Source organism: Actinacidiphila oryziradicis (assembly GCF_005047355.1).
GTDB lineage: Bacteria > Actinomycetota > Actinomycetes > Streptomycetales > Streptomycetaceae > Actinacidiphila > Actinacidiphila oryziradicis.
The window spans coordinates 1-12,823 of sequence record NZ_SUMC01000041.1; the positions used below are offsets into that span (position 1 = coordinate 1).

General features: G+C 68.5%; 11 protein-coding genes and 2 pseudogenes. 5 read left to right on the forward strand and 8 right to left on the reverse strand.

All coding sequences use genetic code 11. The features are described from left to right. Window positions 1-691: 691 nt before the first annotated feature. Window positions 692-1,441 (reverse strand): SDR family oxidoreductase, encoded by a 750-nt coding sequence (locus FCI23_RS32510; RefSeq protein WP_136727609.1) that lies wholly within the window; start codon window positions 1,439-1,441, stop codon window positions 692-694. Between the two features lie 187 nt (window positions 1,442-1,628). Continuing rightward, on the reverse strand, window positions 1,629-2,417 hold the full coding sequence (locus FCI23_RS32515) for an RNA polymerase sigma factor (protein ID WP_136727610.1): 789 nt from the start codon (window positions 2,415-2,417) through the stop codon (window positions 1,629-1,631). A 144-nt stretch (window positions 2,418-2,561) separates the two neighbouring features. Between FCI23_RS32515 and FCI23_RS32520 the strand changes: the two genes are divergently transcribed. After that, window positions 2,562-3,209, forward strand: a complete 648-nt coding sequence (locus FCI23_RS32520) for a GntR family transcriptional regulator (RefSeq protein ID WP_246144267.1) — start codon at window positions 2,562-2,564, stop codon at window positions 3,207-3,209. A gap of 57 nt (window positions 3,210-3,266) precedes the next feature. Here FCI23_RS32520 and FCI23_RS32525 read toward each other — a convergent pair whose 3' ends face one another. Next, complete coding sequence (locus FCI23_RS32525) at window positions 3,267-4,064, reverse strand: carbon-nitrogen hydrolase family protein (RefSeq protein ID WP_136727611.1); 798 nt, start codon at window positions 4,062-4,064, stop codon at window positions 3,267-3,269. Between the two features lie 67 nt (window positions 4,065-4,131). Further along, window positions 4,132-5,499, reverse strand: a complete 1,368-nt coding sequence (locus tag FCI23_RS32530; RefSeq protein WP_136727612.1) for an MFS transporter — start codon at window positions 5,497-5,499, stop codon at window positions 4,132-4,134. Window positions 5,500-5,606: 107 nt separating this feature from the next. On the opposite strand from FCI23_RS32530, the gene FCI23_RS32535 reads away from it, so the two are divergent. The 4 genes from FCI23_RS32535 (at window position 5,607) to FCI23_RS32545 (ending at window position 7,785) form a co-directional block, all read left to right on the forward strand. Beyond that, a complete protein-coding gene (locus tag FCI23_RS32535) occupies window positions 5,607-6,293 on the forward strand; it encodes a DUF2848 domain-containing protein (protein WP_136727613.1) in 687 nt (228 codons plus the stop codon). 251 nt (window positions 6,294-6,544) lie between these two features. Continuing rightward, entirely contained in the window at window positions 6,545-6,715 is a 171-nt protein-coding gene (locus FCI23_RS56890) for a hypothetical protein (RefSeq protein ID WP_169317036.1), read from the forward strand. Between the two features lie 15 nt (window positions 6,716-6,730). Continuing rightward, on the forward strand, window positions 6,731-7,225 hold the full coding sequence (locus tag FCI23_RS32540) for a peptidylprolyl isomerase (RefSeq protein ID WP_136727614.1): 495 nt from the start codon (window positions 6,731-6,733) through the stop codon (window positions 7,223-7,225). A 119-nt stretch (window positions 7,226-7,344) separates the two neighbouring features. After that, on the forward strand, window positions 7,345-7,785 hold the full coding sequence (locus tag FCI23_RS32545) for a hypothetical protein (protein ID WP_211265537.1): 441 nt from the start codon (window positions 7,345-7,347) through the stop codon (window positions 7,783-7,785). A gap of 88 nt (window positions 7,786-7,873) precedes the next feature. On the opposite strand, the pseudogene FCI23_RS63980 reads toward FCI23_RS32545, so the two are convergent. The 4 genes and pseudogenes from FCI23_RS63980 to FCI23_RS58440 all read right to left on the reverse strand — a co-directional run. Then, a pseudogene (locus FCI23_RS63980) lies at window positions 7,874-8,551 on the reverse strand (polysaccharide lyase family 7 protein); the annotation flags it as partial. A 15-nt stretch (window positions 8,552-8,566) separates the two neighbouring features. After that, window positions 8,567-9,046 (reverse strand): annotated as a pseudogene (locus FCI23_RS63985) (ricin-type beta-trefoil lectin domain protein); the annotation flags it as partial. 23 nt (window positions 9,047-9,069) lie between these two features. Next, complete coding sequence (locus FCI23_RS32555) at window positions 9,070-10,551, reverse strand: carbohydrate binding domain-containing protein (RefSeq protein ID WP_136727617.1); 1,482 nt, start codon at window positions 10,549-10,551, stop codon at window positions 9,070-9,072. 32 nt (window positions 10,552-10,583) lie between these two features. Then, entirely contained in the window at window positions 10,584-12,647 is a 2,064-nt protein-coding gene (locus FCI23_RS58440) for a carbohydrate binding domain-containing protein (RefSeq protein ID WP_211265538.1), read from the reverse strand. Window positions 12,648-12,823: the final 176 nt, after the last annotated feature.

Here is a 12,823-nt window from a genome sequence, read left to right on the forward strand (position 1 = left end):
GCCGGAGCGGCGGCGTTGGCGGCCGTGGCGCCTCCTGCGACGAGCGCGGCGGACAGCGCGGCAACAGCGGCGATACGAGTATTCAAGGTGACTCCCAGAGACGGCCCGGATTGGGCTTGCGATGAGACATTAACTCGCACCGCACCCGAATTCTCTTAGATGCCGGTGAGGTCTCGGTGAGCTTTCTCATCCGGTGCGGAAGCCACGGGTTTTTTCGCCCGCGTGACGGAATGTTCGCCACCCGTTTACTGAACTTCCCCATTGGTCTGGACAATTTGATAGCGGGATGAATGGTTCCCCAAGGAAGGCGAAGTACCAGGAGGACCGCCCGCAGCGCAGCTGCGGGAGCATGTAGATTTTTTCGTGGCGACCCTCGGCCTGTCGACGCCGGGACGACTGCCGGCAGGGGGTCGCTGCTTCCTTAGAGGCCGCGCGAATAGGTGGGGCGGCGTCGCGTGCCGAGCTGTGACATCAGCCGACTCCGTCGGCGGGGGCGCCTGGAAGTGTTGCCGTCGGTGTCGGTCGACGACTCTCCCCGAGACTCCGTCCGGGAGGTGCCCCCAGGAGGTGCCCCCACCTCCGCCTTGCCAGGCTTGCCCCTCGCCCCGCTCCTTCACCCGCCCCACCTATTCGCGCGGCCTCTTAACCGCTTAACCAACGGAGAGCCGGAGCGGCCCGTCGGCGAGCGTCGCTACAGCGGGTTGAACCCGGCTGGGGTGAGCAGGTAGGCGAGGTTGTCCAGGCCGGGATCTCCGGACAGTTCCACCAGCTTCTCGCCCACCTGCTCCGGGGTCAGCGTCGGCCCAAGTCCACGTAGAAAGGTCGGCACATCGACCTCTTGAAGTGCGGCATAGGCGGCCACCCCGCTCTCGCCAAGCTCAGTCGCCGGGGTCAACTTCGGCAGGATCGAGACGAAACGGATGCCGAGGGACTGCCGCACCGATTCGCCCGCCGCGTAAGCGGAGATGAATCGAACGGTCGCCTTGGCCCCGGCGTACCCTCCGCTGAGCGGCGAACCCCCGATCGCCGCGCCACTGGAGAACGAGAGGACCGAGCTGCCGGGCGTCAGCGGCCGAAGGAGCGCCTCGCGTACCCAGTGGAACACCTGCTGGACGTCCACCTCCCAGTTGGTCCTGAAGGTGTCCCAGGTGTGCAACTGAATCGGCCTGGTCAGCGGATTCGCCCCCGCGTTGAGGATCAGCGTGTGCGGCTCGTACCTTTCGATCAGCCGACCGGCGATGACCGGATCGGCGGCGTCGGCGGTAACAGGGACGAACTCTTCGCCCAGTTTGCCGCGCAGCTCTTCAAGCGCACCGCCGTCGCGCGAGACCGCTACGACGCGGACCCCGGCGCCGACGAGCGCGGACGCGATCGCCCGGCCGAAGCCCCGGCTCGCGCCGGTGACGACCGCGGTGGTCCCGACTAGTTCTCGCATTGACATGAGCAACTCCTCATTCTCTTCGTCACGTGAGCCGTTCGCCGGCCGGTGGCTCTACGAATAGAGACCCTGAGAAGGTGCGGGATTCATCGGTCGGAGATCCGACTCCCCCTGCGCCTGCAGATCGGGGCCTGACGATCTGCAACCGGCGCGAGCAAGACCTCATCGACACAGGCGGGATACAAGACCCTCAGCCGGCTGTCAGCGTCTCCAGCCGTCGCTCGAGCTCGGCACGCTCCACCGCGTTCGCGGAAAGCGCGATCGCCCGCTCGTAGGCGCGCACGGCGCCCGTCAGGTCACCGGCACGCTTGAGCAACTCGGCATGCGCGGCATGCAGCGGCTGGTAGCGCTCAAGCGCAGGGTCGCTTAGCAACGGCTCGAGCAACTCCAGACCGGTTTTGGCGCCATGGGCGAACCCGACCGCGGCCGCGTGATTGAGCTCGACCACCGGGGAGGGGTTGAGCCGGCCGAGCGCGCCATACAGCTCGGCGATCTGCGCCCAATCCGTCGCGTCGCCATCGGACGCCTGGATGTGCAACGCGGTGATCGCCGCCTGGAGCTGGTACTGGCCAGGCCGCCCGGACCGCACCGCGCGCTCAAGCGCGCGAAGCCCTTCGCGAATGCGGTCCCGGTCCCACAAGGACCGGTCCTGTTCCTGCAACGCCACATAGCTCCCGTGTCCATCGACGCGCGCGGCGCTGCGCGCGTCGTGCAGCAACATCAGCCCCAGCAGCCCCCACGCCTCAGCCTCATCGGGCATCAACTCGCAGACAAGGCGGCCCAGACGGATCGCCTCGTCACACAGTTCGCCCCGTACCAAACGATCGCCCTCGCTGGCGGAGTAGCCCTCGTTGAAGATCAGGTACACGACGCGGAGCACGCCGCGCACGCGGCCGGGAAGCTCCTCGCCGGCAGGTACCCGGTACGGGATGCGAGCATCAGCGATCTTGCGCTTGGCGCGGACGATCCGCTTCCCCATCGTCGGCTCTGAGCGAGGTTCCCCAGAGGTTCCCCCTATGGGCTGGACCCAAGCTGCGGGCATGACCCCGTCGGGCCCGCGCCTCGTATTCGAGCCGATCGGCGATTCGCCCTCCCTGGGTGGTAGATTTTGCATACCAGCTGTATGCAATCCATGGGAGTCTTGGTGAAGTCAGGCCGGGAGAAAGCCTATGAATTCCTCCGCGAGACGGTGCTGACCGACCCGGAGATGCAGGGGCGGTTTCTCACCGAGCAGGAGATCGCCGACCGGATCGGTGTCTCCCGTACGCCCATCCGCGAGGCGTTGCTGCTGCTGGCCGCCGAGGATCTGGTGCAGCTCGTGCCCAAGCGCGGAGCGTACATCGCACCGCTGTCGGGCCGGGAGATCACTGAACTCATGGAACTGCGCGGTGTGGTGGAACGCTACGCCGCCGAGCGGCTGATCGCCCTCGGCACGGCTCCGCTGGCCGAACTCACTGAAATCCTCCAGCGGCAGCGCGCCCTGCTCGGTGCCGAGCAGGCCAAGGAATTCATCGCCGCCGACCACCTCTTCCACTCCACCATGATCGCCGCGCTCGGCAACGAGCTGCTGGCCAAGCATTACGAGGGGCTGCGCAGCCGGCAGATCCGGGCCGGCGTGGTCGCCCTCTTCCGGGTGGAGGGACGCCAGCAGGCCGTCCTCGATGAGCATCAGGCGATCCTTGACGCCCTGGTCGAGCAGAACGCGGACGCCGCGCGGGCGGCGATCACCTCCCACCTCGACGCGACGTCCAAAGTGCTGCTGGCCGGGTGACCGAAGCCGCGGCTGACGGCGATCGGCGACTGGCGACTGGCGACCGGCGACCGGCGATCACAACCGCCGATTGGCCAGTACCGAGACCTTCCGGCGCACCTCAGCGACCTCGGCGGCGTCGATGTCGGTCAACAACAGGCCCGGTTCCGCCCCCAGCTGCTCCCTGATCCGGCCGTCCGGGCCGACCACCGCGCTGTAGCCGATGCCGGTCGGCGCACTGCCGCCCGCCGCGGGACCGGCGCCGCCCGCGGTCGGGTCCGCCTGGCCGACGGCGACCACCCATACGGTGGCATCCAGCGCCCGAGCCCGTACCAGCAGCTCCCACTGGTCCCGCTTGCCGGGCCCGGCGCCCCAGGAGGCGGGGAGCAGCGACACCGTCGCGCCCGCGTCGGCGTGTGCCCTGAACAGCTCCGGGAACCGCACGTCGTAGCAGGTGGCCAGGCCGAGGCGGACGTCGTCCACGTCGATGGTGACGATCTTGTTCCCGGCCAATACGGTGCTGGACTCGGCGAAGCCGAACGCGTCGTAGAGGTGGATCTTGTCGTAGCTCTCCTCGACGCCCGGGCCGGTGGCCAGCAGCGTGTTCGTGACCCGGCCGTCGGGCGCCGGCGTGAACATCCCGGCGACGACCACGACGTCCGCCTGCCGCGCGATCCGGCGTACCTCGGTGGCCCATGGCCCGTCCAGTGGTTCGGCCAGCGGCGCCAACGGGATGCCGAAGCACGCCATCGTCGCCTCGGGGAAGACCACGACCCGCGCTCCGCCTTCCGCCGCGAGAAGCGTCTGTTCGCGGACGGTGTCGAGGTTTCGCCGGGGGTCGGGTACGGAGGTGAGCTGGCTCAGAGCGATCCGCATGGTCTGCTTCTTTCCTCTTTGCGTCGGGTCATCACTCGGGTCATCACTCAGGACGTGTATCGGAACGTCACCGGGTGGCGACGGTTTGTGCTTCCGCTCGCGCGAGGGAGCGGGTGAACTCGGCGTCCTCGGCGTGGTCAGCGTCCCGCCCCAGCAGCACACCGGCCACCGTGAGCGCCGCGGTGACCGCGATGTAGGCGGCTAGCGGCTGCCAGGTATGGAACGTACCCAGCAGCGCGGTGAACAGCAGCGGTGCGATGGCGCCGCCCACGACGCCGGCCAGGGTGTAGGCGAGCGAGGAACCGGTGTAGCGCAGCCGCGGGCTGAACTGCTCGGCGATGAAAGCCGCCTGTGGCCCGTACATCAGTGCGTGGATGACCAGGCCGACGATGACACCGAGAGCCAGCATGAACCACCGGCCGTGGCCGGCCGCGGCGACCATGGGAAAGAAGATGAACGGCCAGATGCCCGCCGCGACCGCCGCGCCCAGGTAGAGCTTGCGCCGGTTGACGCGGTCGGAGAGCGCTCCGGCCAGCGGCATCAAGAAGACCTGGAGCCCGGAGCCGATGAGCACGGTGGTCAGCGCCGAACCGCGTGACATGCCGAGGTGGTCGGTGGCATAGGTGAGAATGAAGACGGTGAACATCGCGTACAGCACGTCCGGGGCGATCCGGCTGAGGATCGACGCGACCAGGGCCCTGGGCTGGGTGGTGAACACTTCGCGGATCGGTGCTTCCGGCCGGCTGTGTGCGGCCTCCATCGCCTTGAAGACCGGGGTTTCTTCGAGCTTGAGGCGGATCCAGAGGCCGAACGCCACCAGGACTCCGGACAGCAGGAACGCCACCCGCCAGCCCCACGCCAGGAACTGGCTCTCGGAGAGCATGACACCGAGCCCGGCCAGGACGCCGTTGGCCATCAGGTTTCCCACCGGAGGCCCGACCTGTGCCGCCGATGCCCAGAACCCCCTGCGCCGGGTGTCCCCGAACTCGCTGGTCAGCAGCACCGCGCCGCCCCACTCGCCGCCGACACCGACGCCCTGCGCGAAGCGCAGCAGCACCAGCACGACGGGAGCGGCCGGGCCGATCGCGCTGTACGTCGGCAGCAGACCGATGAGCAGCGTCGCGGTACCGATCAGCACCAGCGTCGTGACCAGCACTTTCTTACGGCCGATGACATCGCCGAGCCGTCCGAAGACAAAGCCGCCCAGAGGTCGGGAGAGGTACCCGACGGCGTAGGTGGAGAACGCCAGCAGGGTGCTGGTCAGCGGGTTGGCGGAGGGGAAGAAGAGGCGGCCGAAGACCAGGGCGGCCGTCGCCGAGTAGACCGCGAAGTCGTACCACTCAAGTGCCGTGCCGGTGAGGCTCGCGACGAACGCCCGGTGCAGCGTCGAGGGGTCCGGGTCCTGTTGCCCTGGGCGGTGAGTGGTACGCGTCATGGTTTCCAACCTCGCACAGTCGCGGTTCAGTGCCTGGCATACTTCCTGTATACCGATGGTATGCGCAACCCCCTCCCCGCTTCGCCCCCGTATCACCTGGAGTCCCCATGACAGCCCTGACCTTCACCCTTCCCGACGGAACGACCCGCGACGTCGATGTCGTGCAGGTCTTCAACGCCGGTTACGCCGGGCGCAGGCAGCAGGACGTGGCGGCGCACGTCGCGGAACTCGCCGAGCTGGGCGTCCCGGCGCCGTCCACCACCCCCGCGCTGTATCCGGTCTCGCCGTACCTCGCCCAGCAGACCGAGCGGGTCGCGGTCCAGCACGGGCGTACGTCCGGCGAGGCCGAATGGGCCCTGGTGGTCGCCGACGACGGCGAGGTCCTGCTGACCGCCGCCTGCGACCACACCGACCGGGCCCTTGAGGTGCACGGCGTGGCCTGGAGCAAGAACGCCGGGCCCGACGTGCTGGCCCGCTCCGCCTGGCGTCTGGAGGACGTCGCCGACCGGATCGACGCGCTCACCCTGAAGGCGTGGGTCACCCATGGCGCCGAGGAGAGCGCGCTGCAGAGCGGCACGGCCGCCGAGCTGCTCACCCCGCACTACTGGGTCGAGGTGCTCAAGGAACGCGGACAGTTCGTCCCCGGCACCGTGCTGATCTCCGGCACGATCCCGATGGCCGAAGGCATCGACCAGTTCGCCGAGCGCTGGCGGGTGGAGCTGGCCGACCCGACGACCGGCGCGAGCATCGAGCTCGCCTACGACGTCGTCCCGCTCCCGGCTCCCATCGGGTGAGTGAGGCGAGAGTGAGGCGAGAGTGAGGCGAGAGAGGCGCCGCCCGGCGGCGCCTCTCCGGCATCGGATTCAGTGCCGGTCAGAGGACCGCGTGGCCGCTCGCGAGGCCGCTCCCGGCGCAGGAAGTCGGCATCCGACCCAAGCCTGCCCCGGGCCGCGTCACGGCGACGTCAAAGTGCCATAGCGAGAGCATGCCGGTGAACTGTGCCGAGGTGGTGTCTGTCCGTGCCCCCCGCTGAACGCGGCGTGACGTGACCGTCCCGCACTCCGACGGTGACGACGACACTCTGCCGGTGCCCGTGGCGCCGAAGCCCTTCGCGGTCTTGGCGCCGGTGGCGGCTATACAGGACAAGCGCCCGATACGCCCGGCCGGTCAGTCGCCGGGCGCGTCCGTACGGCTGGACCCGGAGGCATCCGGGTGATGCGAGGATGGTGTCATGACGAGCAACAATGTGTACTTCGATATCTCCATTGACGGCGAGGCCGCCGGCCGGATCGTCTTCAAGCTGTACGACGACGTGGTACCCAGGACGGCGGAGAACTTCCGCAAGCTGGCCACCGGCGAGCTCGGGTTCGGCTACGCGGGGTCGGGCTTCCACCGGGTCATCCCCAACTTCATGCTGCAGGGCGGCGACTTCACCCGGCACAACGGTACGGGCGGCAAGAGCATCTACGGGGAGAAGTTCGCCGACGAGAACTTCGTGCGCAAGCACGACAGGCCGGGCCTGCTGTCCATGGCCAACGCCGGGCCCAACACCAACGGCTCCCAGTTCTTCATCACCACCGTCGTGACCAACTGGCTGGACGGCAAGCATGTCGTGTTCGGCGAGGTCGTCGAAGGCATGGACCTGGTCCAGAAGATCGAGGGCTACGGCATGGACTCCGGCAAGACCAAGGCACCCATCAAGATCACCGAGTCCGGAACGGTCTGACCCCCGGGACCTCGGGCACCCACCGGGCTCGGTCATACGTGCCCCGGTGGGGCGAGGTCTCAGGCGCGCCGGCGGTTGCGGGGGCGAGGAAGTAGCGGGCCACGCGGTCGACGCCTCCGATGGCGGCGGCGTCGACCGCAGCCGCCGAGGTGAGTCCGACGAAGGCTCCGGTGGTGCCGAAGATCGTGCTGCTGGTCCGCACCTTCCGCTCGATCCTGCTGCCGCTGAAGGCCGTGCTGCTGAATCTGGTCAGCGTGTCCGCGACGACACGCTTCGCGGGCGGGCGGGCGGAGGCGGCCGAGGCCGCCGGGGGGCTGGAGGTGGCCAAGGGGGCCCGGCTACAGCACGGTCAGCGCGACCTGGACCGGACGGACCTCGCCGTCGCCCAGGTGGAGCAGGCCACGGCCCGGCTGGACGGCCTGGCCTATCGAACCGCGCTGCAGCCGGACGCCGATCAGGTCGGCGTCCGACATGTTCTGCGGGGAGAGCAGCAGCCCGCGGCGGGCCTGCCGCGCCCGTGGGATGTCAGGGGGCCGTCGCGCGCCGTGACAAGGGTGTGACAGTCGCCCCCCGCGCAGCGGACAGGCCCGGCGCTTGTGCGCCGGGCCTGTCCGCATTGCGTCGAAGGACCTGAAGGACCTGAAGGACCTAACTGTGCGAGACGGTCAGCGCGTAGAAGGCGACTCGCGCACCGTTGGTGGTGCTGTCCGAGGACGACTGGTTGTACGAGCCGGCCTTGAAGTACTGCTTGTACGGGCTGAAGGACGACGGAATGGTGTAATGGGTCGTGCTGCCGTTGATCGTCAGATCGAGCGTGTTGCCGCCGGAGACACCGATCGTGTAGCTCCACTTCGTGCCGACCGCCACGTGGCCCACCGTGTGCGGCGTCTGGCCACCGTCGGGTGAGTCCTCCGTGCCCACGATGATGTCGCCGTTCGCGTAGTAGTAGAGCTCCAGCAGCGGCTTGGTCGACGTACCGCCCGAGCCGAGGTGGATCTGGCCCACGGCGACGTGGTTCGTGACCGACACCACACGCAGCGTCGCGTTCATCCGGTGGGTGCCGCTGAGCGACCAGTCGGCGGCGCTGCCGTCGCTGTTCATCTCACGGAGCTCGGACCGCGCATAGCTGGAGTTGGGCGTGGTGACGCCCTTCTCCGGAGCCCAGAACGTCATCGCGCCGTCGGAGGTGTCGGTGTAGAAGTACGAGTCGTGGAAGCCGTTCGCTCCCACGAGCTGGGACGGCGGGATCGTGGTCGGCGAGCCGGCCGAGCCCACCGGCTCCTGCAGCTCCCACACCGACAGGTTGAAGTTGCCGCCGGGCGCGACCGAGGTGTTGAGGCTGCCGCTGGCGGGCAGCGTCCACAGCTGGTTGGCCGCGCCGGTGCAGGTCCAGATCTGCAGCTGGTTGCCGTTGGCCGAGGAGTTGCCGGTGGCGTCGAGACACTTGCCCGAGCCGGCGTTGACCAGCTCGCCGTTGCTCACTGTCCACTGCTGCGCGGCGGTGCCGTTGCAGTCGTAGAGCTGGACCTTGGCGCCGTTGGCGGTCGACGCCGAGGTCACGTCCATGCACTTGCCGAGCGTCTGTAGGGAGTTGTCGGAGTTGCCGACGGTCCAGGCCTGGGCGGCGGTGCCGTTGCAGTCGTACATCTGCACATGCGCGCCGTTGGCCGACGATGCGCCGGCGACGTCGATGCACTTGCCGCCGAGGCCGGTGATGGGGCCGGCGGTGGCGGCGTGAGCGCTGGTGCTGCCGAGCAGGCCGATGGAGCCGGCGACGGCCGCGGTAGTGGCTACCGCGAGGAGTTTGGAGCGGCGTTTCATGTGGGGGGCTCCTTAACGACCGGTCAGCCGGTGTACTTGGTGATGATCTTCGTGAAGTCGTAGGGGTTCTGAGCGACGCTGCTGCAAGCGCCGTCGGCCCAGTTGTGGACCGTGTTGGGGTCGCAGGCGCGGTCACGGTTGACGTCCCAGTAGGAGAACTGGGCGACGTGCTTGCTCTGGGCGAAGGCGAGCAGGTCGTTGAAGGTGCTCTGGGTGAACAGCTCGCTGGGCTGGTCGGTGTGGCCGTTCATCAGCTGGATCGAGGTGTGCGCCCAGGCGGTGGCGGCGTCCCAGCCGTAGAGCGACTGCAGCTGGGTGTTGACGTCGCCGGCGACCGTCTCGGCGGCCTGGGTCTCGGTGCCGCTGGTGAGGCCGAAGTCGAAGTCCATGATGTTGACGACATCGATCCGGGCACCCGTGCTGATGGCCTGTCGTATCTCGTCCTTGCCGGTGTCGGGCAGACCGACGGTGGTCATCGGGATGGTGAGGGTGACCTTCAGGCTGGGGTTGTTCTGCTCGAGGGTCTTGATGGCGCCCCAACGCACTGCCATGTTGGCGTCGAGGTCGTCGCCTTCCCAGTCGAGGTCGATCCGGGTGAGCTGGTACTTGTTGATCACCTTCTGGTACGCGGCGGCGAGCGCCGAGGAACTGCCGCAGGTGGCGCCCAGTTCGGTGCCGTTGTAGCCGCCGAAGGAGACGCTGACGTCGCCGCCGGCCGCGCGGACGGCCGTGACGTCGGCCTGGACGGTGGTGTCCGAGGCGACGGTGTGCGCGCTGTCGCCGTCCCAGGCGGGAGTGCAGCTGCCGGAGTCGAGCACGAAGGCGAGCAGGAGCTCCTTCTCCCCGGAGTTGCTGACGATGTCGGAGACGGATTGCGGGGTGTTGTCCAGCGGCATGAAGTACGCGGGGTGCTGGAAGCCGGTGTCGGCCGGCGCGGTGGGGGTGGGGGTGGGTGTGGGTGTCGGGGTAGTGGTGGGGGTCGGACTGCCGGTCGCCGAGGGGCCGATGAGCGACAGGGCGTCGGCTCCGAAGGTGCCCTGGCCGTACCAGCCGTGCACCCACACCGTGACGGAGGTCGTCGAGGCGCCGGTGGTGAAGGTGGTGGACAGGCCGGTCCATCCGGCTGAGGAGGTCCAGGTGCTGGTGTCCGAGGTCCCGGTCCCGGAATCGCCCAGGTAGACGTAGGAGCCCTGGACCTTGCCGGTAAGGGTGTAGGTCGCGCCTGGCTGGACGCTCACGGTCTGGGCGCACTGGGCGTAGTCGCTGCTGGTGGTGGTTCCCGACAGGGCGTACGAGTCCGCGGCGACCGGGCTGGTCACCACCTTGTCGCCCGACGAGCAGTTCCAGCCGGTCAGGTTGCCGGTTTCGAAACCGGGATTCTGCAGCAGCTGTACGGAGTCGGCGGAGGCGCTGGTGGCGCCGGTGGCGGTGATCGCCAGGCCTGCGGCGGCGATGACGGCTGCCGAGGACAGTACGGCGACGAGCTGTCTTGGGCTGGTGGGCATGGCTGTCTCCTGACGGTGGGGCGTCACGGAAGTCACGGAAGCGGAGTCGGGCTGTTGAGGTAGGACTGCGTGCGGGTCGCCCAGTATCCGAAGTCGCCCGGCCCGGTCTGGTTCGTGCCGACCATCTCGGGCACGCCGTAGGTGCCGGTCCCGGTGCCGGCGCCGAAGAGGATCGCCACGACACCGGCCGCCGCGGCTTCCGGGATGTGCGATCCCCAGGTGACGGTGGAGCCGCTCACGGAGATCTTCGGGTCGGCTCCCGGGTTGCTGCTGTAGAAGGACAGGTTGTTGCCGCTCGAGGTGAAGGAATCGCCGTAGAAGAACGTGGACGCCGAGTCCTCGCTCTGCTCGGTCGTCACGTTGTCGAGGTCAGGGAACACCCCGGAGGAGTTCCAGTACGTCGGGCTCGGCGTGTGGGTCGAGTTGAGATGACCGACGGGGATCTGCCACAGGACCGCCGGCAGGGCGAGGGATTGCCGGATCGTCTGGACGTAGAGCAGGTAGTTGCTCCAGTGCGCCGCGTTGAGGTAGCGGATGTCAGCCGCGGGGTTCGGGTCGCGCAGGATGCCGAAGTCCTGGCCCCACTGGTCGAACGCCACGAGGTCGGCGTCGTAGCCGATGTCGGCCGTCTTCACGAAGGCGGCGACCTGCGTCGCCACGTTGGTGACCGACTGGCGTCCGGCGCTCCAGCCCAGGGAGTCGGTGTCCTTCAGCGCGTCCCGCACGGCCCAGGTGTTGACCTGCCAGCCGACGAAGGCCGTCGGGTCGTACTTCTTGATCGTGTAGTTGATCGCCTCGGTCAGTCCCCGGAGGTTGTTGCCGAAGGCCGGGTCGCTGCCGCTGGCCAGCACGCCGGAGGAGTAGACGGCGTTTGTGGCGGCCGGCATCTTGCTCGCGTCGTTGCCGTAGGTCGCCGCGTAGTTCTGCTGCAGGTAGCCGAGCATGTCGGGTTCGATCACCCAGCCGACCGGCTTTCCGGGCGCGGCGGCGTTGGCGGCTGCCGCGGCGTTCTTCAGGGACTGGAAGTAGGTGGTCAGCCAGCTGGCGCTCTGCATGTTGGTGAAGTCGACGCCTGTGCCGTCGACGTTGCCGTTCATCCCGTAGTCGACGAGTACGGGCGTCATCCCGAACTGCTGGGCGTGGCTGACCAGTGTGGTGGTCGTGGCCGCCCAGTTGGAGAAGTCGCCGCCGATCAGGTACTCGTACCCGTAGTTCGGTACCGGGCCGTGCGTCTTGAGGGTGCTGAAGAACGAGTCGACGGTACTGCCCGGGGTGTACACGGTCCCGACCGACAGGTACGAAGGGTGCCACGCGGACGTGGACCCGCCGGTGCCCGCGGACTGGGTGGTCGCGGTGACGGCGGTCGACTTGGCCGATTCACCGGCGCTGTTGGTCGCGGTGACCGAGAACGCGTAGGACGTGCTCGCCGCGAGCCCGGTGACCGTGGCGGCGGTCGTCGTCACCGATGCCACCTTGGCCGAGCCCTGGTAGACGTTGTAGCCGGTCGCTCCGGTCGACGCGTTCCATGACAGCGACGCGGAACTACTGGTCGTCCCGGAGACCGCCAGGCCGGTCGGGGCGGCGGGTATCGTCACCGTGCCGCCGCCGCTGCCGCTGGGGCCGGTCAGGGACACATCGTCGGCGCGGTAGGTGCCCTGTGCGTACCAGCCATGCAGATAGATCTTGACCGAGGTGGTGGTGGCCCCGGTGGTGAACGTCGTGGACAGCTGCTGCCAACTCGTCGCGGACGGCGTCCAGGTGGAGTTGTAGCCGTCGGCGCCCAGGTATACGTAGGCGCCCTCGACGTACGCCGACAAGGTGTACGCCGAGCCGGGCTGCACCGAGATGGTCTGCGTGCACTGGGCGGTGTCGGAACCGGTCGTGGTTCCGGCCAAGGAGTGTGTACCCCCGTGCACGGGGGTGGTGACCACGCTCGCGGTGGTCGCACTGCAGGCCCAGCCGGACAGATCCCCTGTCTCGAAGCCCGGGTTGACGGCCAGATTCGAGCTGTCGGCCGCCGCGACGGTGGCCAGTGATACGGAACCGAGCAGCATAAGGACGGCCGCGATGAACGCGGCCCATGATCTGCGGGCCATGGACTCCTCCTCGTCTCGCACGGGCAGGAAACGGGAGGGGGCGCCGCACCTCCACAAGGAGAATGGTCCAGACCTTTGGTCCGCGTCAAGGGCGCGACGGACTACGGGACTTGTCCGAAGGCCAGGCCGGTTTCGCCCCGCAGGCTGTGCGCCATTCGGATCAGGACGCTGCCGCC

What these genes read in the sequence shown, in the direction of transcription:
- FCI23_RS32555 (WP_136727617.1), bottom strand. Translation starts at nt 10,551, where the DNA reads ATGCCCACCAGCCCAAGACAGCTCGTCGCCGTACTGTCCTCGGCAGCC.
- FCI23_RS32520 (WP_246144267.1), top strand. Translation starts at nt 2,562, where the DNA reads ATGCAATCCATGGGAGTCTTGGTGAAGTCAGGCCGGGAGAAAGCCTAT.
- FCI23_RS32525 (WP_136727611.1), bottom strand. Translation starts at nt 4,064, where the DNA reads ATGCGGATCGCTCTGAGCCAGCTCACCTCCGTACCCGACCCCCGGCGA.
- FCI23_RS32510 (WP_136727609.1), bottom strand. Translation starts at nt 1,441, where the DNA reads ATGTCAATGCGAGAACTAGTCGGGACCACCGCGGTCGTCACCGGCGCG.
- FCI23_RS32515 (WP_136727610.1), bottom strand. Translation starts at nt 2,417, where the DNA reads ATGGGGAAGCGGATCGTCCGCGCCAAGCGCAAGATCGCTGATGCTCGC.
- FCI23_RS32545 (WP_211265537.1), top strand. Translation starts at nt 7,345, where the DNA reads ATGGCGGCGGCGTCGACCGCAGCCGCCGAGGTGAGTCCGACGAAGGCT.
- FCI23_RS32540 (WP_136727614.1), top strand. Translation starts at nt 6,731, where the DNA reads ATGACGAGCAACAATGTGTACTTCGATATCTCCATTGACGGCGAGGCC.
- FCI23_RS32530 (WP_136727612.1), bottom strand. Translation starts at nt 5,499, where the DNA reads ATGACGCGTACCACTCACCGCCCAGGGCAACAGGACCCGGACCCCTCG.
- FCI23_RS32535 (WP_136727613.1), top strand. Translation starts at nt 5,607, where the DNA reads ATGACAGCCCTGACCTTCACCCTTCCCGACGGAACGACCCGCGACGTC.
- FCI23_RS58440 (WP_211265538.1), bottom strand. Translation starts at nt 12,647, where the DNA reads ATGGCCCGCAGATCATGGGCCGCGTTCATCGCGGCCGTCCTTATGCTG.